The organism is Devosia ginsengisoli (assembly GCF_007859655.1).
Lineage (GTDB): Bacteria > Pseudomonadota > Alphaproteobacteria > Rhizobiales > Devosiaceae > Devosia > Devosia ginsengisoli.
The window spans coordinates 1354229-1374856 of sequence record NZ_CP042304.1; the positions used below are offsets into that span (position 1 = coordinate 1354229).

General features: G+C 63.4%; 27 protein-coding genes. 3 read left to right on the forward strand and 24 right to left on the reverse strand.

All coding sequences use genetic code 11. From position 1 onward, the window contains the following. Positions 1-60: 60 nt before the first annotated feature. From FPZ08_RS06555 to FPZ08_RS06580, 6 genes are all read right to left on the reverse strand, one after another. Positions 61-840: an ATP12 family chaperone protein gene (locus FPZ08_RS06555; RefSeq protein ID WP_146289233.1), complete on the reverse strand. Its 780-nt coding sequence runs from the start codon at positions 838-840 to the stop codon at positions 61-63. 5 nt (positions 841-845) lie between these two features. Next, the gene (locus tag FPZ08_RS06560) at positions 846-1508 is read right to left on the reverse strand and encodes an HAD-IA family hydrolase (protein WP_146289234.1); all 663 of its coding nucleotides are present in this window, start codon (positions 1506-1508) and stop codon (positions 846-848) included. Then, the gene (locus FPZ08_RS06565) at positions 1505-2491 is read right to left on the reverse strand and encodes an RluA family pseudouridine synthase (protein ID WP_146289235.1); all 987 of its coding nucleotides are present in this window, start codon (positions 2489-2491) and stop codon (positions 1505-1507) included. The genes FPZ08_RS06560 and FPZ08_RS06565 overlap by 4 nt, the downstream gene beginning before the upstream one ends. Next, entirely contained in the window at positions 2488-2868 is a 381-nt protein-coding gene (gene crcB / locus FPZ08_RS06570; RefSeq protein WP_146289236.1) for a fluoride efflux transporter CrcB, read from the reverse strand. The genes FPZ08_RS06565 and crcB overlap by 4 nt, the downstream gene beginning before the upstream one ends. A 231-nt stretch (positions 2869-3099) precedes the next feature. Beyond that, the gene (locus FPZ08_RS06575; RefSeq protein ID WP_146289237.1) at positions 3100-4413 is read right to left on the reverse strand and encodes a replication-associated recombination protein A; all 1314 of its coding nucleotides are present in this window, start codon (positions 4411-4413) and stop codon (positions 3100-3102) included. Between the two features lie 167 nt (positions 4414-4580). Next, positions 4581-6044, reverse strand: coding sequence for a Do family serine endopeptidase (locus FPZ08_RS06580; RefSeq protein WP_246132819.1), 1464 nt, complete (start codon positions 6042-6044; stop codon positions 4581-4583). 177 nt (positions 6045-6221) lie between these two features. On the opposite strand from FPZ08_RS06580, the gene FPZ08_RS06585 reads away from it, so the two are divergent. The 3 genes from FPZ08_RS06585 to FPZ08_RS06595 all read left to right on the forward strand — a co-directional run bounded on the left by FPZ08_RS06585 (position 6222) and on the right by FPZ08_RS06595 (position 10378). Continuing rightward, entirely contained in the window at positions 6222-7403 is a 1182-nt protein-coding gene (locus FPZ08_RS06585) for a type III PLP-dependent enzyme domain-containing protein (RefSeq protein WP_186767234.1), read from the forward strand. 136 nt (positions 7404-7539) lie between these two features. Next, complete coding sequence (locus tag FPZ08_RS06590) at positions 7540-9801, forward strand: LLM class flavin-dependent oxidoreductase (protein ID WP_146289239.1); 2262 nt, start codon at positions 7540-7542, stop codon at positions 9799-9801. Positions 9802-9814: 13 nt separating this feature from the next. After that, the gene (locus FPZ08_RS06595; protein ID WP_246132820.1) at positions 9815-10378 is read left to right on the forward strand and encodes a P-loop NTPase family protein; all 564 of its coding nucleotides are present in this window, start codon (positions 9815-9817) and stop codon (positions 10376-10378) included. Here FPZ08_RS06595 and FPZ08_RS06600 read toward each other — a convergent pair. The 18 genes from FPZ08_RS06600 to rpsQ all read right to left on the reverse strand — a co-directional run bounded on the left by FPZ08_RS06600 (position 10341) and on the right by rpsQ (position 20624). Further along, positions 10341-11381, reverse strand: a complete 1041-nt coding sequence (locus FPZ08_RS06600; RefSeq protein WP_146289240.1) for an NAD-dependent epimerase/dehydratase family protein — start codon at positions 11379-11381, stop codon at positions 10341-10343. The two genes, FPZ08_RS06595 and FPZ08_RS06600, sit on opposite strands and share 38 nt — an antisense overlap. Before the next feature lie 73 nt (positions 11382-11454). Beyond that, complete coding sequence (rplQ, locus tag FPZ08_RS06605) at positions 11455-11880, reverse strand: 50S ribosomal protein L17 (RefSeq protein ID WP_146289241.1); 426 nt, start codon at positions 11878-11880, stop codon at positions 11455-11457. Positions 11881-11912: 32 nt separating this feature from the next. Continuing rightward, a complete protein-coding gene (locus FPZ08_RS06610) occupies positions 11913-12938 on the reverse strand; it encodes a DNA-directed RNA polymerase subunit alpha (RefSeq protein ID WP_246132880.1) in 1026 nt (341 codons plus the stop codon). Positions 12939-13039: 101 nt separating this feature from the next. Next, entirely contained in the window at positions 13040-13432 is a 393-nt protein-coding gene (gene rpsK, locus FPZ08_RS06615; RefSeq protein WP_086469598.1) for a 30S ribosomal protein S11, read from the reverse strand. A gap of 78 nt (positions 13433-13510) precedes the next feature. Further along, the gene (gene rpsM, locus FPZ08_RS06620) at positions 13511-13879 is read right to left on the reverse strand and encodes a 30S ribosomal protein S13 (RefSeq protein ID WP_056232669.1); all 369 of its coding nucleotides are present in this window, start codon (positions 13877-13879) and stop codon (positions 13511-13513) included. Between the two features lie 178 nt (positions 13880-14057). After that, positions 14058-14627 (reverse strand): adenylate kinase, encoded by a 570-nt coding sequence (locus FPZ08_RS06625; RefSeq protein WP_146289243.1) that lies wholly within the window; start codon positions 14625-14627, stop codon positions 14058-14060. After that, complete coding sequence (gene secY, locus FPZ08_RS06630) at positions 14624-15964, reverse strand: preprotein translocase subunit SecY (protein WP_146289244.1); 1341 nt, start codon at positions 15962-15964, stop codon at positions 14624-14626. The genes FPZ08_RS06625 and secY overlap by 4 nt, the downstream gene beginning before the upstream one ends. A 125-nt stretch (positions 15965-16089) precedes the next feature. Further along, complete coding sequence (rplO, locus tag FPZ08_RS06635; RefSeq protein ID WP_146289245.1) at positions 16090-16590, reverse strand: 50S ribosomal protein L15; 501 nt, start codon at positions 16588-16590, stop codon at positions 16090-16092. Positions 16591-16607: 17 nt separating this feature from the next. Beyond that, positions 16608-16796 (reverse strand): 50S ribosomal protein L30, encoded by a 189-nt coding sequence (rpmD, locus tag FPZ08_RS06640; RefSeq protein WP_146289246.1) that lies wholly within the window; start codon positions 16794-16796, stop codon positions 16608-16610. 15 nt (positions 16797-16811) lie between these two features. Continuing rightward, entirely contained in the window at positions 16812-17345 is a 534-nt protein-coding gene (gene rpsE, locus FPZ08_RS06645; RefSeq protein WP_146289247.1) for a 30S ribosomal protein S5, read from the reverse strand. A 22-nt stretch (positions 17346-17367) separates the two neighbouring features. Then, a complete protein-coding gene (rplR, locus tag FPZ08_RS06650; RefSeq protein ID WP_146289248.1) occupies positions 17368-17730 on the reverse strand; it encodes a 50S ribosomal protein L18 in 363 nt (120 codons plus the stop codon). Between the two features lie 12 nt (positions 17731-17742). Further along, positions 17743-18276, reverse strand: a complete 534-nt coding sequence (gene rplF, locus FPZ08_RS06655; RefSeq protein ID WP_146289249.1) for a 50S ribosomal protein L6 — start codon at positions 18274-18276, stop codon at positions 17743-17745. 54 nt (positions 18277-18330) lie between these two features. Then, complete coding sequence (gene rpsH / locus FPZ08_RS06660) at positions 18331-18729, reverse strand: 30S ribosomal protein S8 (protein WP_146289250.1); 399 nt, start codon at positions 18727-18729, stop codon at positions 18331-18333. A 13-nt stretch (positions 18730-18742) separates the two neighbouring features. Beyond that, positions 18743-19048, reverse strand: a complete 306-nt coding sequence (rpsN, locus tag FPZ08_RS06665) for a 30S ribosomal protein S14 (protein ID WP_146289251.1) — start codon at positions 19046-19048, stop codon at positions 18743-18745. 30 nt (positions 19049-19078) lie between these two features. Continuing rightward, the gene (rplE, locus tag FPZ08_RS06670; RefSeq protein ID WP_146289252.1) at positions 19079-19636 is read right to left on the reverse strand and encodes a 50S ribosomal protein L5; all 558 of its coding nucleotides are present in this window, start codon (positions 19634-19636) and stop codon (positions 19079-19081) included. Then, a complete protein-coding gene (rplX, locus tag FPZ08_RS06675) occupies positions 19629-19940 on the reverse strand; it encodes a 50S ribosomal protein L24 (RefSeq protein ID WP_146289253.1) in 312 nt (103 codons plus the stop codon). The genes rplE and rplX overlap by 8 nt, the downstream gene beginning before the upstream one ends. Beyond that, the gene (rplN, locus tag FPZ08_RS06680; RefSeq protein ID WP_056251235.1) at positions 19940-20308 is read right to left on the reverse strand and encodes a 50S ribosomal protein L14; all 369 of its coding nucleotides are present in this window, start codon (positions 20306-20308) and stop codon (positions 19940-19942) included. Before rplN ends, rplX begins: the two co-directional genes overlap by 1 nt. A 67-nt stretch (positions 20309-20375) precedes the next feature. Next, complete coding sequence (rpsQ, locus tag FPZ08_RS06685; RefSeq protein WP_056251234.1) at positions 20376-20624, reverse strand: 30S ribosomal protein S17; 249 nt, start codon at positions 20622-20624, stop codon at positions 20376-20378. Positions 20625-20628 lie beyond the last annotated feature (4 nt).

Sequence of the window (20628 nt, forward strand, 5' to 3'; positions counted from 1 at the left end):
GGTCGGGAGAGTGGAGTTATCGTGCCACGCCCTCGTGGTTCGACAGGCTCACCATGAGGGCTACTGCCGAAACGCGTCCAGTACGGCCACCGCCGTATCGAATTCCACCCGGCGTCTTGCCCGCCGGTCGACGGCTTCCTCGTCCTGGCCCCATTGGGAAATCTGGTAATCCTCGTCGACATGGGCGGCCTTCCACACCTGATCGGGTGAAAAGAGCTTGTTCCACAGGCCGATGGCCAGAAGTCCTGAACCGGTCAGTCCGGTGATGGACACCAGCGCCGTCATGGTCAGCAGGTTTTCGTTGGTCAGCGATTCCGCCAGCCGGTCGAGCGTCGCCTTGGGCTGGGACTGGTGGATGATGCCCATTGTGGGCTGGAAGCTGACGCCGAAATGCCGGGCCAGCGCCGTCAGCGCATTGTCCCAGGCCAGCTCCTGCTCGGATATCAGTTCCTGCGGGCTTTCGGCGCGATAGAGCAGCAGGTCGCCACCGGCGAACTTGATGACTTCCTCGCGGAAAGCCGGGATCATCTCCTCACCGCTTTCCACCGCCGAATTGACCAGGCGCACCATGGGCATGGTGGCCGGATCGATGAACTCGCCCTGCCCGGCCCATTCCTCGGCCATGGCCGTGGCAATGGCGGCGGCGGGCACGATGACCGGCAGCTTCTTGCCCGGTGTGCGCGCCGGGCGGCCATCGAGGGTAACGACGAAGCCGCCATCGACCGGGCCGGCAGCCACATCCCTGTAGAAGCGCTTGGGCAGCTCGACCTTGTCGAGCTGCTGGGCGCGGCCATAGCCGTCGTTCAGGTGCTTCTGGATGTCGTCGAGCTGGTCGCGCATGGTTTTTAGTCCAGGAGTTGGGCGACCGCGCCGGCAAGCTGGTCGTAGCGGTCGATCATGGTGGAGGCGCCGGCAGCGATGAGCTCGCGCGGCTCGTGATAGCCCCAGGTGACGCCGATGGTCTTGCAGCCCGCCGCCACGCCCATTTCGATATCGAATGTGGTGTCGCCGATCATCACCGTTTCATCAGGGGCGGCGCCGGTCTCGCGCATGGCGGTTTCCAGCATGCCGGGATGCGGCTTGCTGGGATTGTGATCAGGGGTCTGCAGGGTGACGAAATGATCGGTCAGCGCGTGCAGCGCCAGGATGCGGTGCACGCCGGCCAGGCCCTTGCCGGTGGCAATGCCGAGCAGCGTATCGGGCCGGGCACGCAAGGCATTGAGGGCCTCGAGCGCGCCGGGAAACAGGCCCTCGCGATTGGCCTCTGTCACCAGCGAGGCGCGGTAATGCGCGCGGTAATCCTCGACCAGTTGGCCGATCAGCACCTCATCGTCGCTATGGGCCAGCCGGGCCATGGCCTGGGGCAGCGACAGGCCGATGACGCGGCGCGACTGGGCCGGGCTGGGCGCATCGAGCCCGCGACCGGCAAAGGTGGCGGCCATATGCTCCGAGATCAGCGCCTGCGTGTCTATCAGCGTGCCATCCATGTCGAAGACGACGAGTTTCATGCGCCATCCTCCGGATCGCCGCTGACATCGTAGCGATCGGGGTCGAAGCCAAGGGTCTCGAAGCTGGCGCGCATATGCGGCGGCAGCGGCGCCGAAATATCGAGGCGCTTGCCGTTGCGCAGTGGGATGGCAATGCGACGGGCATGCAGGTGCAGCCCTTCGGCCAGACCCGGCGCGCCCTGCCAGTTCTCGATGTTGAAATAACGCGGATCGCCGATGATGGGCGTGCCGAGCTGGGCCATGTGGACGCGAAGCTGGTGCGTGCGGCCGGTGACCGGCTTGAGCGTAACCCAGGCAAAGCGCCGGCTGGCCGTGTCGGTGGTCGAATAATAGCTCATCGAGTGCTGCGAGCCGGGCGTGCCGTTCTTGACCACGACCATCTGCTCGCCATCTTCAGTGCTCTGGCGGGCGAGGAAGCAGGAAATCTCGCCCTGCTGCGGATGCGGATTGCCGGCCACCACCGCCCAATAGATCTTGCGGGCCGAGCGCGAGCGGAACACCGTGCCGAAATGGCTGGCGGCCGCCTTGGTTTTGGCGACGACGAGGCAGCCGGAGGTGTCGCGGTCGAGCCGGTGGACCAGGCGCGGCGCTTCGCCCTTCTTGTTGGGCAGGTTCTTGAGCAGCCCGTCCATATGGCGCTTGGTGCCGCTGCCGCCCTGCACCGCCAGGCCATGCGGCTTGTTGAAGACATAGATATCGTCGTCCTCATAGAGGATCAGGTCGCGCAGGAACTGTGCATCGGCCTCGTTGAGCTTGACGGGCCTGACCACATCGGGATCGTCGATGGGCGGAATACGCACGGTCTGGCCGGCGGAAATGCGGGTGCTGGTGGTCACCTTGGCCTTGTCGACCTTGACCTCGCCATTGCGGATCAGCTTCTGCAGCCGGCCGAAACCGAGCTGGGGGAAGTGATGGGCAAACCAGCGATCGAGACGCATCCCGTCTTCATCGCCATCCACCTGCCGCTGTTGAACGCCACTCATGCCACGCCTCGGGTCACCAAAAGGCCGAGATAAAGCCCAATGAGGCAGAGCACAACCGACAACAGCACATAGGAGATAGCCTGCACCATCTCGCCGCGCTCGATCAGCACGATGGCATCGAGCGAGAAGGAGGAGAAGGTGGTGAAACCGCCGAGAATGCCGACGGCAACGAACAGGTGCGCCTCGTTCTGCCAGGTGGGCAGCAGGCGGGCCATAAGGCCGACGAAGAGCCCCATGGCAAGGGAGCCGATGATGTTGATCAGCAACGTGGCCAGCGGGAACGACATGGGCCAGAGCCGGCCGATGAGCACGGAAATGCCGTAGCGGGACATGGCGCCCAGCGCGCCACCGGCGCCGACGAGGAGGAAGGGGTACATAGAGCTGCTTTACCTCATCTGGTCAGGGTTGACGATCTGGCACCGAGTTCCTTCTCCCCTTGTGGGAGAAGGTGCCCGAAGGGCGGATGAGGGGGCACAGTACTATCCGCCATCATTGAAGCATGAGTGAGTGCAGAACCCCTCGCCCGATTTTTCCGGCTGAACGCCGCAAAAATCACCCTCTCCCACAAGGGGCGAGGGGTAGCGCCACTCTTGTGGCCGGATCGTGCATCATTCCTCCCCCCGCTTGGCTGCTCGCAGGCGTTCGAAATAGTCGATGCGCTTTTTCAAATCCCGCTCGAAGCCCCGCTCCACCGGTTCGTAGAATTTCTGGCGGCCGATCTTTTCGGGGAAATATTCCTGGCCGGAAAAGGCTTCTGGCGTGTCGTGGTCGTAGATATAGCCCTCGCCATAGCCCGAGCCCTTCATCAGCTTGGTGGGAGCATTGAGGATGACCATGGGCGGCATGGGCGAGCCGGTGGATTTGGCGACGCTCACGGCGCCCTTATAGGCGGTGTAGACGGCGTTGGATTTGGGCGCCAGCGCCAGATAGACCACGACCTGCGCCAGCGACAGTTCGCCCTCGGGTGAGCCGAGCATCTGGTAGGCGTCGCGCGCCGCCACAGCCATTTGCAGGGCCTGCGGATCGGCCAGGCCAATATCTTCGGAGGCCATGCGGATGAGGCGCCGGGCGAGGAACAGCGGGTCCTCGCCGGCATCGAGCATGCGGGCGAAATAATAGAGCGCGGCATCGGGATCGGAACCGCGGATGGTCTTGTGCAGGGCCGAGATGAGATTGTAGTGGCCGTCCTGCGCCTTGTCGTAGATCGGGGCGCGGCGCTGGATGACGGTGAGCATGGTCGCCGCATCAAGCACCTCCCCCTCCTTGGCGGAGGCCAGCACCTCCTCCACGAGGCCCAGCAAGGCGCGGCCATCGCCATCGGCGAGGGTGAGCAGGGTCTGGCGGGCTTCGGCATCGAGCGGCAGGGCCGCACCGGTCAGTTCCTCGGCGCGCCGCACCAGCTTTTCGAGATCGTCGAGGCCGAGCGATTCAAAGCGCAGCACCTGGCTGCGCGACAGCAAAGCCGCATTGAGCTCGAAGGACGGGTTTTCGGTGGTGGCGCCGACCAGCACCACCGTGCCGTCCTCCATGACCGGCAGGAAGCCATCCTGCTGGGCGCGGTTGAAGCGGTGGATTTCATCGACGAAAAGCAGGGTCTTGTGACCGCTGAGGCGTTCGAAGCGGGCCTTCTCGAACACCTTTTTGAGATCGGCCACACCGGAAAAGACCGCAGAAATCTGCTCGAACGTATAGCCGATCTGGTCAGCCAAAAGCCGCGCCACCGTGGTCTTGCCGGTGCCGGGCGGGCCCCACAGGATCAGCGAGCCGAGCCGGCCGCTGGCGATCATGCGGCGCAAGGTGCCCTCGGGGCCGAGCAGGTGCGTCTGGCCGATGACCTCGTCAAGCGAGCGCGGACGCAACTGGTCGGCCAGCGGGCGGGCGCGGTCGGTTTCGGACGAGTCGGCGGCGAAGAGATCGGACATGCTTGGGTTTTAGCTGATTGGTCGCGACCGTGCCACGCCCTCGTGGTTCGAGGCGCTGAAGAAGCGCACCTCACCATGAGGGCTACTTCCGGCTCGGTGTTCCAGTAGCCCTCATGGTGAGGCGGGAGCGCAGCGACCCTCGAACCACGAGGGCGTGGCACTTATCCCTACCCGCTCACGATGCTTCGCGTCACCCTGCCGTCGCGCTGCAAGATGATTTGCCAGGTGCGGACGCGCTGGTTGGCGGTCTGGCTGAAGGCGCCAGCCGTGTCCATGGGGATGTCGTTGAGCGCCAGGATGACATCATCGACGCGCAGGCCCATGCGGTCGGCGGGCGAGCCGGGTTCGATGGCGGTGATGATGACGCCGCTGGCGTCGTAAGGCAGGCCCTTGGCCTCAGCCAGGGCCGCATCGAGCTGGCGAACGCTGGTGCCGGCGAAGCGGGAATTGCCGGTGATCGTGGCCAGCATGTCGTCGGCAACGGAAGGCGCGGGCTCTACGGTGAAGGCAATGGTCTCGCTGGCCCCGCCGCGCAGGCGTTCCAACTGGGTGGCTTGGCCGATCGGCTTGGTGGCGAGGCGGAAATTGAAGGCGCTGGGATCGTCCACCGCCACGCCATCGACGCTGAGGATCACATCGCCGGCCACGAAGCCGGCGCGGGCCGCCGGACCGTCGGGCGCCACTTCGGCGATCAGCGCACCATGTGGCGCGGTCATGCCCAGGCTCGAGGCGATATCCGACGTCACCGCCTGCATCTTGGCGCCGAACCAGGGCCGCACGATCTCGCCGCCGGTCACGCCGGCATCGGCCACCAGGCGCGCCATATTGGCCGGAATGGCGAAGCCGATGCCGACAGAGCCGCCGCTTTGCGAATAGATGGCGGTATTGATGCCCACCAGATGCCCGTCGAGATCGACCAGGGCGCCGCCGGAATTGCCGGGATTGATGGCCGCATCGGTCTGGATGAAGAATTCGTAGTCCGAGCTTTCGACCCCGGTACGGGCCAGAGCCGAGACGATGCCCGACGTGACGGTCTGGCCGACGCCAAAGGGATTGCCGATGGCCAGCACCAGGTCACCCACCAGCAGGGCATCGGAATCGGCGAAGGTGATGGCGGGAAACGTGGCGTCGCCCGGCTCGCGGATGCGCAGCACGGCAAGGTCGGTCTGGGCATCCTCGATGACCACATCGACGGCGAATTCCCGCCCGTCGGCCAGAGCGATGCGCACATCGGTGGCCCCTTCGATGACATGCCTGTTGGTGAGGATCACCCCGCTCGCATCGACGATGACGCCGGAGCCGAGCGCGCGGGATTCCCGCGGGCGACTCTGGAACTGGCCTTCGCCAAAAAAGCGGGAGAAGAACGGATCGCTGGCAAAAGGCGACACGGCCTGCTGCTCGACGCGCGTCGCATAGACATTGACCACCGAAGGTGCCACCTCGCGCACGACAGGGGCGAAGCTGAGCTTGATCTGGGTATCGCTTTGCGGGACCTGGCTCGGTGCCGGCGCCGGGGCGGCGAGTTCTGCCTGGGCCACGCTGGGCGCATTCCAGGGGGAGAAGGCCAGGGTGCCGCCAATGGCCAGAACCATCACCGTGCCGGCCGCCAGCCATAGTGTGCGCATGTTCATCGAACCAACCTCGCCCCAGCTTCGTTGAGGTCAGGCAAACGCCCGGAATCTGTCATGAAAATGGCATTGTCTGCGGGCGACAAATTACGACCAAATAATCGTTTGCGCCCAAGGGTGCATGGTCCTATATGCAGCGCTCACTTTGGCGTTCCCCTAGCCCCGAAAGGCCAGTCGTCCATGACCACCGAGCCGAAACACGTTTACCCGAACACCTCCGCGCTGATCGCCGCGGAAGCGCCGGACTTTCCGGCTTTCCTGTTCTCCGAACGTGAGTTCCACAGGGCCATCAAGGTGTTCAAGAAGGGGTTCGACGGCCTGCTGACCTATGCGGTCAAGTGCAACCCCTCGCCGCACATCATCGCGCAACTGCATCAGGAAGGCCTCAAGGCCTTCGACGTGGCCTCCAATACGGAAATGGAGCTGGTGCGCGACCATGCGCCCGGCGCGGTGATGCATTACAACAACCCGATCAAGAACAAGCGCGAGATCGAACGCGCTTATGAAGAATTCGGCGTTCGCAGCTTCACCATCGACCACCCCCAGCAGCTCGACCAGCTCGCCGCCGTGGTGTCGCCGTCGCGCGATGTGGAAGTGACCACCCGCTTCAAGGCCGGCAAGGCGCTCAAATCCTATGACTTCGGCATCAAGTTCGGCGTGATGGAACAGGGTGCGGCCGAAATCGTCACCGCGGTCGAGAAGATGGGCTATACGCCCAGCCTGTGCTTCCATGTCGGCAGCCAGTGCGAAGACGCCTATGCCTATGAGCGCCATATCGCAGCGGCAGCGCGCATCGTGGAAGAGAGCGGCATCGAGCTCAAGCGCCTCAATATCGGTGGCGGCTATCCGGCCCCCTACCCGACCAGCGAAGCCCCGCCGATGGACTATTATTTCGAAACCATCGCCACGGCCGTGAACGATCACTTCGGCGAGAAGAACAAGCCCGAGCTGATCATCGAGCCGGGCCGCGCGCTTGTCACGTCCTCGACGTCTCTGCTGCTGCGCGTAAAACATCAGCGCGGCGGCCAGTCGGTCTATGTCAATGACGGCGCCTATGGCAGCCTGATGGAAGTCAAGTTCATGCATTTCACGCCGCCGGTGCGCGTCTGGCGCGGCCCGCGCGTGCATGACAATGATGCCCAGTTCTCCGAATTCACCATCTGGGGGCCCACCTGCGACAGCTATGACGTGCTGCCCCAGGTCTTCACCCTGCCCTCCGATATCGATGAGGACGACTGGATCGAGTTCGGCCTGATGGGCGCCTATACCCAGGCATCGCTGACCCCGTTCAACGGCTTCGACCGCCGCGACCAGTTCTGGGTCGAGGACGTCTATACCGGCAAGGACCAGCAGCCGGAATAAGCCGCATGCCGGACGACATGAGGCCACCTGCTCCGGCGGGTGGCCTCTGCTTTCCGGTTACATGCATGTGCCGTCTTGTGTGGCCCGCAGGCTCGCCTAAGTGCTAGGTTACGAAATGTAACCATTGAGGCATGCGATGACTGATTATGGCCATGAGCTGAAATTCGGCAGCTTCATCACGCCGGTGGCGCAGCAGGCCGATGCCGTGGTCGCGCTGGCGCAGATCAGCGAAGCGGCCGAGCTCGACCTGGTGACCTTCCAGGACCATCCCTATCAGGCCGACTTTCTCGATACCTGGACCCTGCTGTCCTTCGTGGCGGCCAGGACCAGCAGGATTGCCCTGGCCGGCAATGTGCTGAACCTGCCGCTGCGGCCGCCGGCCGTGCTGGCGCGGGCCGTGGCGAGCCTCGACCTGCTGTCGCATGGCCGCGCCGAACTAGGCCTGGGCGCCGGCGCCTTCTGGGACGGCGTCGAGGCGATGGGCGGCGACAAGCTATCGCCCGGCGAGGCCGTGACGGCGCTGGAAGAGGGCATGGACATCATCCGGGGCATCTGGGATGCCGGTGAGCCCGGCGGCGTGCGTTTCGAGGGCAAGCATTACCATGCCCGTGGCGCGCGGCGCGGTCCCCTGCCCGAGCACCGCATCAATATCTGGCTGGGCGCGCTCAAGCCGCGCATGCTGTCGCTGGTCGGTCGCAAGGCCGATGGCTGGCTGCCGTCGCTGAGCTATATCAAGTCGCCGACGATTGCCGAATCCAACGCCATCATCGACGGCGCGGCGACCGAGGCCGGGCGCGACCCGCGCGAAATCCGCCGCATGATCAACCTGCTGGGATCGCGGCTGGGTCCCGACGACAAGGCCGCGATGATCGACCAGATCACCGAGCTGGCGCTGGAGCATGGCTTTTCGACCTTCATTCTGCCCGGTGACTCGCCAAACGGTATCAATATCTTCGGCAAGGAGGTTGCGCCTGCGGTTCGCGAAGCGGTGGCCAAGGCGCGCAAGGCGTCCGGCACGCCTGCGGGCGACGTGCGCAGCGCCGCGGCCTTGGCCCTGCGCAGTCCCGGTATCGATTATGAGAGCGTGCCCGAGGGACTTGCCGCAGTCGAGCCGGGCGACCATGGCTATTCCAAAGTTCGCTCGACCTATATCTATCGCGGCGCGCCGGGGCTGGTGATCAATGCCAAATCCGTCGATGACGTCACCTCGGCTATCGCCTACGCCCGCAAGCAGGACGTGCCGCTGGCCGTGCGCAGCGGCGGCCATGGCATATCCGGACGCTCGACCAATGATGGCGGCATCGTGCTCGATGTCTCGGCGCTGAACGAGATCAGACTGCTCGATCCCGCCAGCAAGCGCGTGCGCCTCGGCCCCGGGGCGCGCTGGGGCGACGTGGCCGAACAACTGGCGCCGCATGGGCTGGGCATGAGTTCGGGCGATTACGGCAATGTCGGCGTGGGTGGCCTCGCCACCGCGGGCGGTATCGGCTGGCTGTCGCGCAAGCATGGGCTGACCATCGACCATGTCGTGGCGGCCGAGATCGCGCTGGCCGACGGCCGGCATTTGCGGACCGACAAGGACAATCATGCCGACCTGTTCTGGGCTATCCGGGGCGCCGGCGGCAATTTCGGCGTCGTCACGGCGCTGGAGCTGGAAGCCTATGACGTGGGCGACGTGGTCTTCGCACAGATCACCTATGACCTGACCGATGCCGAGGCGGTGATCCCGCGCTGGGCCGATGCGGTCATCAATGCGCCGCGCGATCTCACCAGCTTCATGAGCATGGTGCCGGCGCGCAGCGGCAATCCGGCCATCGGCCAGGCGAGCATCGTGATCGCCAATCCCGATCCGACGGTGGCGCAGCCCATGCTGCAGCCGTTTCTCGAAGTCGGGCCGATCCTGGGCAGCCAGGCCTTCATCATACCCTATCCCGCTCTGGTGGATTCCCAATATTCGGGGCATGACGGCCAAGGTGGCTATACCTCCCATAGCGGGCTGCTGACCACAGTGACGCCGGCCATTGCCCGCGGCATGGGCGACGCCCTGCGCAACCGCGCCACCAACTTCATGCAGTTGCGCGCCGTTGGCGGGGCCGTCAACGACGTGGCGCCCGATGCCATGGCCTATGCCCATCGGCACCAGAACTTCGCCCTGAGCATCGGCGCCCATGGATCGGCGACCGAGCGGCTGGAGAGCCTGTGGCCGACCTTGCAGAACGAGCTGGATGGCCTTTATATCAGCTTCGAAACCGCCACTGGGCGTGACCACCTCGAACGCGCCTTCCCCGGCCAGACGCTGCAGCGTCTGCGGCGGCTGAAGGCAGAATACGATCCGACCGAGTTGTTCAACGCCAACTTCAACATCCCGCCGCAGGAGCGTGCTCTGGCGGCCGAATAGCCGGAGACCGCCCGTGTCCGACATTCCGCCGCTGGCCAGGCTGGGCCGCCGCATCATGGTCCTCGGCCTGACCAATTCCGGCAAGTCGACGCTGACGGTGGCCCTGTCCGACAGACTGGGCATTCCGGCGGTTCACCTCGACCAGTTCCAGCATCGGCCCAACACCAATTGGGAGCCGCGCCCGGAGGCCGAGTTTGCCGCCTTGCATGACGCCGCCATAGTCGAGCCGGGCTGGATCATCGACGGCTCCTATTCCCGGGTCATGCCACAGCGCCTCGCGCGGGCCACCGGTATCATCGTGGTTACCGATAGCCTCGCCACGCGCTATCGGCGCTATTTTGCCAGGACCCTGTTCCAGAAGGAGCGGGCCGGAGCCCTCGAGGGCGGACAGGATAGCCTCAACTGGAAGATGCTACATTGGCTCTGGAAGACGCGCGACTCGATCGGCAAATACCAGCAGCTCGCGCGCGAATCCGGGCTGCCGCATGTCTTTGCCAGCAACAAGCGGGAGCTCGACGCGCTCTACGCCGAATGGGGCCTCACGCGCCCCTGGGTTTCAACAGGCCAAGCCGGATAAGGCTTTCGGCGGCGCTCAGCACCGCGTCTTCGGCGGAAATATAGGGTCGCCCCAGCAGCAGCGCGCCCTTGCTGCCGTCGAAATGCTTCTCATTGCCGATATCGTTGATGATCTGGCGCGCCGGCCCGCCGAAACGGGCGAGCAGCTTGATGATCCAGTCGGGCACATGCTTGCTGGTGATCGTCCAGTCGGGATAGGCCCGGCGCAGGATGTCAGCGACCTCGGGAAATGGCAGGTAGCTGGCGGTGGCCAGATAGCGCTGGCCGGCGGTTTCCGGCTGCTGCAGGGCCGCGACATGCATAGCGGCGACATCGCGCACATCGACCACCGAAAAACCGTTCGAGGGCATGGCGGGGGTGGAGCCTTCCAAGAGGCCCGAAACCATCTGCAGCGAAATGCTGGCATCGGCATCGAGCGCCGGGCCGAGGATGGCGCCGGGATGGATGGTGGTGAGCAGCAGGCCTTCGGAACGCGCATAGGCCCAGGCCGCCTGCTCGGCGCGGGTCTTGCCGACGCAATAGGCCCAGGTGAATTTCATGGCGTCGAGATCGGTGAAGTCGGCCTCGCTATAGCCGCGCTTGCCACTGGTATGGCCGTGGCCATAGCCCACCGTAGCAATGGACGAGGTCATCACCACGCGCCTGATATCGGCCGCCACGGCGAAGCGCAGCACGCGCTCGGTGCCTTCGAGCGCCGGGCCGATGACCACCTGCATATCCCGGGGCTCTTCGGCGAGGATTTGCGCAGCGACATGGGCCACGGCGTCGATCCCCTCCATGGCCTCCGCCCAGCCCTTGTCCTGCATCAGGTCGAGCCGGACGAAATCGAGGCGGGAGAGTGCCGCTTCGCCAAGCTGGCCAGCGACGGCCTGCCGCACCGCCTCCGCCCTGCCCTCGGAGCGCACCGTGCCACGCACGCTGAAGCCGGCGCGCAACAGTTCGAGCACGGTCCATTTGCCGACAAACCCATTGGCACCGGTAACCAGAACCTGACCCGTCTGCATCGCGATCCCCCAAAGCAAAAGCGGCCACGGAATGAACCGCAGCCGCCTTCAAAAGTCTATGGAGTCGTGACGCTTACGCGGCTTCGAACTCTTCGTCGTCGCGCGCCTGTACCGGGCCGCTGTCGAGGCCCTTGGCATTGACGTCGCGATCGACGAATTCGATCACGGCCATCGGGGCATTGTCGCCATAGCGGAAGCCAGCCTTGAGGATGCGGATATAGCCGCCCTGGCGTTCCTTGTAGCGCGGGCCAAGCACGGCGAAGAGCTTGGCAACCTGGCCCTCGTCGCGGATCTGGGCGATCGCCTGGCGGCGGGCATGCAGGTCGCCGCGCTTGCCGAGCGTGATCAGCTTCTCGACGATCGGACGCAGGTCCTTCGCCTTGGGCAGGGTGGTGACGATCTGCTCGTGCTTGATCAGCGCGGCGGACATATTGGCGAACATAGCCTTGCGGTGGCTGGCGGTTCGGCTGAGCTTGCGGCCGGAATTACCGTGGCGCATGGGAGTCTCCTAAAGTGCTTGGCAGCGCGCGATCAATAGTGATCTTCGTAGCGCTTGGCGAGGTCATCGATATTCTCGGGCGGCCAGTTGGCCACGTCCATCCCGAGGTGAAGCCCCATCTGTGCCAGGACTTCCTTGATTTCGTTGAGCGACTTGCGGCCGAAATTCGGCGTCCGCAGCATCTCGGCTTCCGTCTTCTGGATGAGGTCGCCGATATAGACGATGTTGTCGTTCTTGAGGCAGTTGGCCGAGCGAACCGACAGTTCGAGCTCGTCGACCTTCTTGAGCAGGGCCGGGTTGAAGGCCAGTTCGGGAACCGAATCCTGGGCCTTTTCCTTGCTGGGCTCTTCGAAGTTCACGAAGACCGACAACTGGTCCTGGAGAATGCGCGCGGCGAACGCCACGGCATCTTCCGGCGACACGGCACCATTGGTCTCGACCTGCAGGGTCAGCTTGTCCTTGTCGAGGCTCTCACCGGCGCGGGTGGCATCGACCTTGTAGCTGACGCGACGGACCGGGGAAAACAGAGAGTCGACCGGGATATAGCCGATCGGCGCGTCTTCGGGACGGTTCTTGTCAGCCGCGACATAGCCCTTGCCGGTGTCGACGGTGAACTCGATATTGATCTCGGCGCCGTCGTCGAGGTGGCAGATGACCAGCTCGGGATTCAGCACTTCGATATCGCCGGTGACCTTGATGTCGCCGGCGGTGACAGCGCCCGGGCCCTGACGGGAGAGAGCGAGGCGCTTGGGGCCTTCGCCACCCATCTTCAACGCGATTTCCTTCACGTTGAGGACCAGGTCGGTAATGTCTTCCCGCACGCCCGGAAGCGAGGAGAATTCATGCAGGATGCCGTCAATCTGGATTGCGGTAACTGCCGCGCCCTGGAGCGACGACAGCAGCACGCGACGCAGGGCATTCCCGAGGGTAAGCCCGTAACCGCGCTCAAGCGGCTCGGCAACTACCGAGGCCACGCGCGCGTTGTCGCTGCCCGAAACAATCTCCAGCTTGGTCGGCTTGATCAGTTCTTGCCAGTTCCTCTGGATCGTCACGGTTATGTCCTTTCAAAATCGCGGCCCCAGCCCCGGAGCCGCACCGCCGCAAACGCAATAAGACTCCCGGCCCATTCAATCGGCCGGGAGCTCTTCAATCGGTCTATTTAGACGCGGCGCCGCTTGCGCGGGCGGCAGCCATTGTGCGGGATCGAGGTCACGTCACGGATCGAGGTGACGTTGAAACCAGCGGCCTGCAGCGCACGAAGTGCCGATTCACGACCCGAGCCGGGCCCGCGAACCTCGACTTCGAGGGTCTTCATGCCGTGTTCCTGCGCCTTCTTGGCAGCATCTTCAGCGGCAACCTGGGCAGCATAGGGGGTCGACTTGCGCGAGCCCTTGAAGCCCATCACGCCCGACGAGGACCACGAAATCGTGTTGCCCTGCATGTCGGCGATGGTGATCATGGTGTTGTTGAACGAGGCATTCACGTGGGCAACACCCGACGTGATATTCTTGCGCTCCTTGCGACGGACGCGCGCGACTTCAGCTTTAGCCATTTAATTCCTCTAGACGATATCAGCGCTGCCGTTAGCGAATTGCCCCGGCAGCTACATCGAAGAACCCGGTATGGGTTCTTACTTCTTCTTGCCGGCGATCGGCTTGGCCGGACCCTTGCGGGTACGAGCATTGGTGTGGGTGCGCTGGCCGCGCACCGGCAGGCCACGACGATGACGCAGGCCACGATAGTTGCCCAGGTCCATCAGACGCTTGATGTTCATCGCCACATTGCGGCGCAGATCACCTTCCACGACATAGTCGCGGTCGATGGCCTCACGGATCTGGATGACTTCGGCGTCAGTGAGCTCGTTCACACGGCGCTCTGCCGGAATGCCAACCTTGGTGCAGATATCCTCGGCGAACTTGTCGCCGATCCCGTGGATATACTGCAGCGCAATGACAACGCGCTTATTCGTCGGGATATTGACGCCAGCAATACGAGCCACGTCTGCTCTCCTTCATTCAGCGCGAACCATCACGGCTGGCGCCCTTATAACAACAAGGGACCGGACTTCGACCCCCAACCATGTGGAGAACCGAATCCAGCCCAATAATCCATGAGACTGACGCGGTTCTTTAAGGGCTCGATTCCGCAGAGTCAACTGCCAAACCCAGCCCTGTAACTCAGTGGGCGATCGCCGCCCTTATGGCAGCAGTCACCTGCTCGACCGGCGCCATGCCGTCGACGGTCTTCAGCAGACCTTCCTCGGCATAATAGGCAACCAGCGGAGCGGTCTGCTCCTGGTAGACGCCGAGGCGCTTGCGCAGCACTTCCTCATTGTCGTCGGCACGGGCCCCGCCCGATTCCTTGGCGCGCTGGATCACCCGGCGCACCAGTTCATCGGCATCGGCCTTGATTTCGATGACCGCATCGAGCTTGACGCCCTTGTCGATCAACATCTGGTCGAGCGCTTCGGCCTGCGCAATGGTGCGCGGGAAGCCATCGAGGATGAAACCCGGTCTGCAGTCCTCGGCATCGAGACGCTCGGAGACGATGCCGTTGACGATGGCGTCGGAAACGAGGTCACCGCGATCCACGATGGCCTTGGCTTCCAGACCCAGCGGGGTCTTGGCGGCTATGGCCGAGCGGAGGATGTCGCCGGTCGAGAGCTGGGGGATGCCGTAGGTATCGACCAGAATCTTGGCCTGGGTCCCCTTCCCCGCTCCCGGCGGTCCGAGCAGTATCAACCTCATCGACGCTTGCCTCCTCCAAGACGGGACTTCTTGACCAGCCCCTCATACTGCTGGGCGATCAGATGGCTCTGCACCTGGCTGATCGTATCCAGGGTCACCGTCACCATGATCAGCAGCGAGGTGCCGCCGATGAACTGGCTGATGGCCAGCTGGCTGAACAGCACTTCCGGTATCAGCGCCACGACCGTCAGATAGATCGCCCCGATGACCGTGATGCGCGTCAGCACATAGTCGATATGAGCAGCGGTGCGCTCACCCGGGCGGATGCCCGGAATGAAGCCGCCGGAGCGCTTGAGGTTATCGGCCGTCTCGGTCGGGTTGAACACGATGGCGGTGTAGAAGAAGGTGAAGAAGATGATGAAGAAAGCAAACAGCGCCAGATAAAGCGGCTGCCCGCGACCCAGCATCGCCGTCACCACCTGCAGCCATTGCGGGGCGTTACCCTGCGCCGCGAAGGACGCAATGGTGGCCGGCAGCAGCAGCAGCGAGGAACCGAAAATCACCGGGATAACGCCCGACGTGTTCAGCTTGAGCGGCAGATGCGAGCTGTCGCCCTGGAACATCTTGTTGCCGACCTGGCGCTTTGGATACTGGATCAGCAGCCGGCGCTGGGCGCGTTCGAAGAACACGATGACGCCGATAACCACAAGGGCCAGCACCAGCATGCCGGCCGCGGCCAGGCCCGGAATGGCGCCGGTGCGGCTCAGTTCCAGGGTCTGCGCGATGGTCGTTGGCAGGTTGGCCACGATGCCGGCGAAGATGATCAGCGAAATGCCGTTGCCGACGCCGCGTGCGGTGATCTGCTCACCGACCCACATCAGGAACATGGTGCCGCCGACCAGCGTGATGACGGTCGAAATACGGAAGAACCAGCCCGGATTGAGCACGACGCCCTGGCTCGCTTCGAGGCCAACGGCAATGCCATAGGCCTGCACGGCGCAGAACACCACGGTCAGGTAGCGCGTATACTGGTTCATCTTGCGACGGCCAGCCTCGCCACCCTCTTTCTTCATGGCCTCCATCCGCGGCGAGGCGGTGGAGATCACCTGAATCACGATCGAGGCAGTGATGTAGGGAATAAGGTTGAGGGCAAAGATCGCCATGCGTTCGACGGCGCCGCCGGCGAACATGTTGAACATGCCGATAATGCCCTGCTGCGACTGCTCGAACGTCGCGCGGAAGGCATCGGGGTCGATGCCCGGCACCGGAATGAACGTACCCAGACGATAGACGAGCAGCGCGCCCAGTGTGAACCAGATGCGCTGCTGCAGAGCCTTCGCCTTGGAAAAGGTCGAAAAATTGAGATTACGTGCCAGCTGTTCGGCTGCGGACGCCATATATCGCTCCTATGGCTTCAAGGCCAGGTGCGCTCGGAGCGCTTCGGGAGCATATGGATCTACGTCCCTAACGCAACAAACCAAAAGAGCGCACCCGAACCATGTCGGGTGCGCCAAGCCGGGGATCAACCGGCGTATGGGGTCTTTTTCCACGGCGCCTTGGCCGGGATCACCTCGACCTTGCCACCAGCAGCCTCGATGGCAGCGGTCGCACCGGCGGTCGCATAGTTGACCTTGAAGGTGGCCTTCTTGGCGGTGAAGCCGGCCGAGCCGATCAGACGGACACCGTCCTTGGCGCGGCGGATCACGCGGGCGGCGATCAGCGCTTCAGCGTCGATCACACCCTTGGCGTCGAGCTTGCCGGAGTCGATATAGGCCTGGATGCGGTCGATGCGGACTTCGTTCCAATCCTTGGGATTCAGCGGATTGAAGCCGCGCTTCGGCATACGCATGTGAAGGGGCATCTGGCCGCCTTCGAAGCCGTTGATCGCAACGCCCGAGCGTGCGGTCTGGCCCTTGCCGCCGCGACCACCGGTCTTGCCCTTGCCGGAGCCGATACCACGGCCGACGCGGACGCGGAGCTTGTTGGCGCCGGGATTGTCGCGAAGTTCGTTCAAACGGGTCATTTGTCGGACCTTCTCTCTTACTCGCCGACGACGCGGACGAGGTGCGGGACCTTGTTGATCATGCCGCGAACTTCGGGCGTATCAACCAGCTCGCGCTGCTTGTTCATCTTGTTCAGGCCCAGACCGATCAGGGTCGCGCGCTGAGACTTGTCGCGGCGGATCGGTGAACCGATCTGCTGCACGGTAATGGTGGTGTTCTTGGCCATGGTGTCTCTCCAGACTTAGGCTTCGACGGCAGTTTCGCCGCGGCGAGCCTGCAGTTCGGAAACCTTGAGGCCGCGACGGGCTGCAACCGAGCGAGGGCTGTCGACGCGCTTCAGCGCATCGAAGGTGGCCCGCACCATGTTGTAGGGGTTCGCGGTGCCCTGCGACTTGGCGACGATGTCGTTGATACCAAGGGTCTCGAACACGGCGCGCATCGGACCACCAGCAATGATGCCGGTACCCGGAACGGCGGCGCGCAGGATCACCTTGCCGGCGCCGTGGCGGCCGGCAACGTCATGGTGAAGCGTACGGGCATCGCGCAGCGGCACCCGGATCATCTGGCGCTTGGCCTGTTCGGTGGCCTTGCGGATCGCCTCGGGAACTTCACGGGCCTTGCCGTGACCGAACCCAACGCGGCCCTTCTGGTCGCCGACGACAACCAGAGCGGCGAAGCCGAAGCGACGGCCACCCTTGACCACCTTGGCCACGCGGTTGATGTGGACCAGGCGATCGACGAATTCGCTTTCGCGCTCTTGAACGTCTCTGCTCATAATTCTCTTTCCTCGCCGTGTTCTAGAACTGCAGGCCGCCCTCACGGGCAGCGTCTGCAAGGGCCTTGACACGGCCGTGATAGATATAAGCCCCGCGATCGAAGATCACGTCAGCAACACCGGCCTTGGTGCCGCGCTCCGCGATCAGCTTGCCGATCGTGGCAGCGGCCTCGGCGGTAGCGCCGTTCTTGACCTTGGCCTTGACGTCCTTGTCGAGCGTCGAAGCGGCAGCCAGCGTACGGCCGGTCGCGTCGTCGATGATCTGGGCGTAGATATTCTTGTCCGAGCGGAAAACGCTGAGACGGGGACGACCGAAGGCACGAGCCTTGAGCGCCTTGCGGACACGAGCCTTGCGGCGCTCCGCACCCTTTGCACTGATAGCCATTGCAGGCGCTCCTTACTTCTTCTTGCCTTCTTTGCGGAACACGAACTCGTTCGCATACCGCACGCCCTTGCCCTTGTAAGGCTCCGGCTTGCGCCAGGCGCGAATATTCGCTGCAACCTGGCCGACCTGCTGCTTGTCGATACCGGTGACGACGATTTCCGTCGGCGTCGGGATAGCCAGCGTAATACCCTTGGGGGCTTCGTAGATCACTTCGTGACTGAAACCAAGCGACAGCTTGATATCCTTGCCCTGCATGGCAGCGCGATAGCCAACGCCCTGGATCGCCAGCTTCCTCTCGAAGCCGGCCGAAACGCCGGTGACGATGTTCTGCAGCAGCGCACGGGTGGTGCCCCAGGCAGCGCGCGCAAACCGGGAATCGCTGGTGGGCGAAACCACCAGACCCTCGGCAGTCTGCTCGACATTGACGGCATCCATCAGGTCGATGCTCAGTTCGCCCTTCGGGCCCTTGGCGGAGACGGTACGACCATTGATCGTGACCGTAACCCCGCTTACCGGTGCGACCGGTTGCTTGCCAGTACGTGACATTCTAGTTCAATCCTTGAGTAATCGTCTTACCCCGGATCCCAAGGCCATCAGGCCTTAGAATACGCGGCAGAGTACCTCGCCACCAACATTGGCAGCCTTGGCTTCGTGGTCGGCCATCACACCCTTGGGGGTGGAAAGGATCGACACGCCGAGACCGTTGGCCACCTGCGGAATATTCTTCACCGAGGCGTAGACGCGACGGCCGGGACGCGAAACGCGCTCGATCGTGCGGATGACGCCTTCATTGTCCGAGTACTTGAGTTCGATTTCGTACTCGGCGGCACCGTTCTCGAACTTGGTCTCCGAATAGCCGCGGATGAAACCCTCGGACTGGAGCACATCCAGCACGCGGCCACGCAGGGTCGATGCCGGAGTCGAAACGGAATTCTTGCGACGCTGCTGGGCGTTGCGGATGCGGGTCAGCATGTCGCCGATGGGATCGGAAAAGCTCATCTGATGGTTCTCCTTACCAGCTCGACTTCACGAGACCCGGGATCTGGCCCAGGTTGCCCAGCTGACGCAGAGCGATACGGCTCATCTTCAGCTTGCGGTAGAAGCCACGGGGACGACCCGAGACTTCGCAGCGGTTGCGGACGCGGACCTTGGCCGAATTGCGCGGCAGCTCGGCCAGCTTGAGCTGGGCTGCGAAACGCTCGTCCATCGGGATGGACGCGTCCTTGGTCTTTGCCTTGAGAGCGGCACGCTTGGCAGCAAACTGCTTGGCGAGCGCAGCGCGCTTGTTGTTCTTAATGATGGAGCTGGTCTTTGCCATATCCTGATCCTTTTTCCCTTCCCTGTCCGCTTACTGGCGGAAGGGGAAGTTGAACGCCTTCAGCAGCGCGCGAGCTTCGTCATCGGACTTCGCGGTCGTGGCGATCACGATGTCCATGCCCCAGACCTGATCAACCTGGTCATAGTTGATTTCCGGGAAAATGATGTGTTCCTTGATGCCCATGGCATAGTTGCCACGGCCGTCGAAGGAGTTCGGGTTCAGCCCGCGGAAGTCACGAACGCGCGGCAGCGCGATGTTCACCAGGCGGTCGAGAAACTCGTACATGCGGGTCTTGCGCAGCGTCACCTTCACGCCGAGCGGCATGTCTTCGCGGACCTTGAAGCCGGCGATGGACTTGCGCGCATGGGTAATGACCGGCTTCTGGCCGGCGATCTTTTCGAGATCGGCCGCAGCGGTCTTGACCTTCTTGGTGTCGTTGACGGCTTCGCCAACGCCCATATTCAGCACGATCTTGTCGAGCTTGGGCAATTCCATGACGTTCTTGTAGGAGAACTGCTCCTGCAGAACCTTGCGGATGTTCTCTTCGTACTCGGTACGAAGACGCGGAACGTAAGCTGTCTCAGCCATCGATCGAATCTCCGGTCGACTTGGCGACGCGCGTCTTCACGCCGTCCTTGATCTGGAAACCGACGCGGCTGGGCTTGCCATCCTTGTCGGCGATCGCGAGGTTCGACAGGTGAATCGGCGCTTCCTTGGTGAAGATGCCGGCATCGGTCGACGCGGTCTGCTTGGTGTGGCGGCGGACCAGGTTGATGCCCTGGACGGTCGCGCGGGTCTCGGTCGGGAAAACCTGGAGGACCTGGCCAGTCTTGCCCTTGTCCTTGCCAGCCAGGACGACGACCTTATCGCCCTTCTTGATCTTGGCAGCCATTACAGCACCTCGGGTGCGAGCGAAATGATCTTCATGTGGTTCTTGGCGCGGAGCTCGCGCGGAACCGGCCCGAAGATACGAGTGCCGATCGGCTCTTTCTGATTGTTGATCAGAACCGCGGCGTTCTTGTCGAAACGGATGACGGTGCCATCGGGGCGGCGAATGTCGTAGGCGGTGCGAACCACCACGGCCTTCATTACCTGGCCCTTCTTAACGCGGCCACGCGGAATAGCGTCCTTGACCGAAACGACGATGATGTCGCCGATCGAGGCGTATTTACGATGCGAACCGCCCAGCACCTTGATGCACATGACGCGACGCGCGCCGGAATTATCCGCGACGTCGAGATTGGACTGCATCTGGATCATGACTGGATGCCTTCTTGTTGAACCGGCTTGACCGTCATCCGGTTCGCCGACCTAAAACTAAATTCTCTTACGCGGACGGAGCCGAAGCATCCTGAACGAGCGTCCAGCGCTTGTTCTTGGAAATCGGCGCACACTCTTCGATCCAGACCACCTGGCCCACCTTGGCCACATTGGCCTCGTCGTGAGCATGGTACTTCTTGGACCGGCGCACGGTCTTCTTCATCACCGGATGCGTGAAGCGGCGCTCGACGCGCACCACGACCGTCTTATCATTGGCGTCGGAGACAACAGTCCCCTGCAAAACGCGCTTTGGCATGGTC

What these genes read in the sequence shown, in the direction of transcription:
- FPZ08_RS06590 (WP_146289239.1), top strand. Translation starts at nt 7,540, where the DNA reads ATGACTGATTATGGCCATGAGCTGAAATTCGGCAGCTTCATCACGCCG.
- FPZ08_RS06560 (WP_146289234.1), bottom strand. Translation starts at nt 1,508, where the DNA reads ATGAAACTCGTCGTCTTCGACATGGATGGCACGCTGATAGACACGCAG.
- rplQ (WP_146289241.1), bottom strand. Translation starts at nt 11,880, where the DNA reads ATGCGCCACGGTAATTCCGGCCGCAAGCTCAGCCGAACCGCCAGCCAC.
- FPZ08_RS06565 (WP_146289235.1), bottom strand. Translation starts at nt 2,491, where the DNA reads ATGAGTGGCGTTCAACAGCGGCAGGTGGATGGCGATGAAGACGGGATG.
- FPZ08_RS06585 (WP_186767234.1), top strand. Translation starts at nt 6,222, where the DNA reads ATGACCACCGAGCCGAAACACGTTTACCCGAACACCTCCGCGCTGATC.
- rplF (WP_146289249.1), bottom strand. Translation starts at nt 18,276, where the DNA reads ATGTCACGTACTGGCAAGCAACCGGTCGCACCGGTAAGCGGGGTTACG.
- rplR (WP_146289248.1), bottom strand. Translation starts at nt 17,730, where the DNA reads ATGGCTATCAGTGCAAAGGGTGCGGAGCGCCGCAAGGCTCGTGTCCGC.
- FPZ08_RS06625 (WP_146289243.1), bottom strand. Translation starts at nt 14,627, where the DNA reads ATGAGGTTGATACTGCTCGGACCGCCGGGAGCGGGGAAGGGGACCCAG.
- rpsQ (WP_056251234.1), bottom strand. Translation starts at nt 20,624, where the DNA reads ATGCCAAAGCGCGTTTTGCAGGGGACTGTTGTCTCCGACGCCAATGAT.
- FPZ08_RS06600 (WP_146289240.1), bottom strand. Translation starts at nt 11,381, where the DNA reads ATGCAGACGGGTCAGGTTCTGGTTACCGGTGCCAATGGGTTTGTCGGC.
- rpsK (WP_086469598.1), bottom strand. Translation starts at nt 13,432, where the DNA reads ATGGCTAAAGCTGAAGTCGCGCGCGTCCGTCGCAAGGAGCGCAAGAAT.
- rpmD (WP_146289246.1), bottom strand. Translation starts at nt 16,796, where the DNA reads ATGGCCAAGAACACCACCATTACCGTGCAGCAGATCGGTTCACCGATC.
- rplE (WP_146289252.1), bottom strand. Translation starts at nt 19,636, where the DNA reads ATGGCTGAGACAGCTTACGTTCCGCGTCTTCGTACCGAGTACGAAGAG.
- rplN (WP_056251235.1), bottom strand. Translation starts at nt 20,308, where the DNA reads ATGATCCAGATGCAGTCCAATCTCGACGTCGCGGATAATTCCGGCGCG.
- rpsE (WP_146289247.1), bottom strand. Translation starts at nt 17,345, where the DNA reads ATGAGCAGAGACGTTCAAGAGCGCGAAAGCGAATTCGTCGATCGCCTG.
- secY (WP_146289244.1), bottom strand. Translation starts at nt 15,964, where the DNA reads ATGGCGTCCGCAGCCGAACAGCTGGCACGTAATCTCAATTTTTCGACC.
- rplX (WP_146289253.1), bottom strand. Translation starts at nt 19,940, where the DNA reads ATGGCTGCCAAGATCAAGAAGGGCGATAAGGTCGTCGTCCTGGCTGGC.
- rplO (WP_146289245.1), bottom strand. Translation starts at nt 16,590, where the DNA reads ATGACCCGTTTGAACGAACTTCGCGACAATCCCGGCGCCAACAAGCTC.
- crcB (WP_146289236.1), bottom strand. Translation starts at nt 2,868, where the DNA reads ATGTACCCCTTCCTCCTCGTCGGCGCCGGTGGCGCGCTGGGCGCCATG.
- rpsN (WP_146289251.1), bottom strand. Translation starts at nt 19,048, where the DNA reads ATGGCAAAGACCAGCTCCATCATTAAGAACAACAAGCGCGCTGCGCTC.
- FPZ08_RS06555 (WP_146289233.1), bottom strand. Translation starts at nt 840, where the DNA reads ATGCGCGACCAGCTCGACGACATCCAGAAGCACCTGAACGACGGCTAT.
- FPZ08_RS06580 (WP_246132819.1), bottom strand. Translation starts at nt 6,044, where the DNA reads ATGAACATGCGCACACTATGGCTGGCGGCCGGCACGGTGATGGTTCTG.
- FPZ08_RS06575 (WP_146289237.1), bottom strand. Translation starts at nt 4,413, where the DNA reads ATGTCCGATCTCTTCGCCGCCGACTCGTCCGAAACCGACCGCGCCCGC.
- rpsH (WP_146289250.1), bottom strand. Translation starts at nt 18,729, where the DNA reads ATGAGCTTTTCCGATCCCATCGGCGACATGCTGACCCGCATCCGCAAC.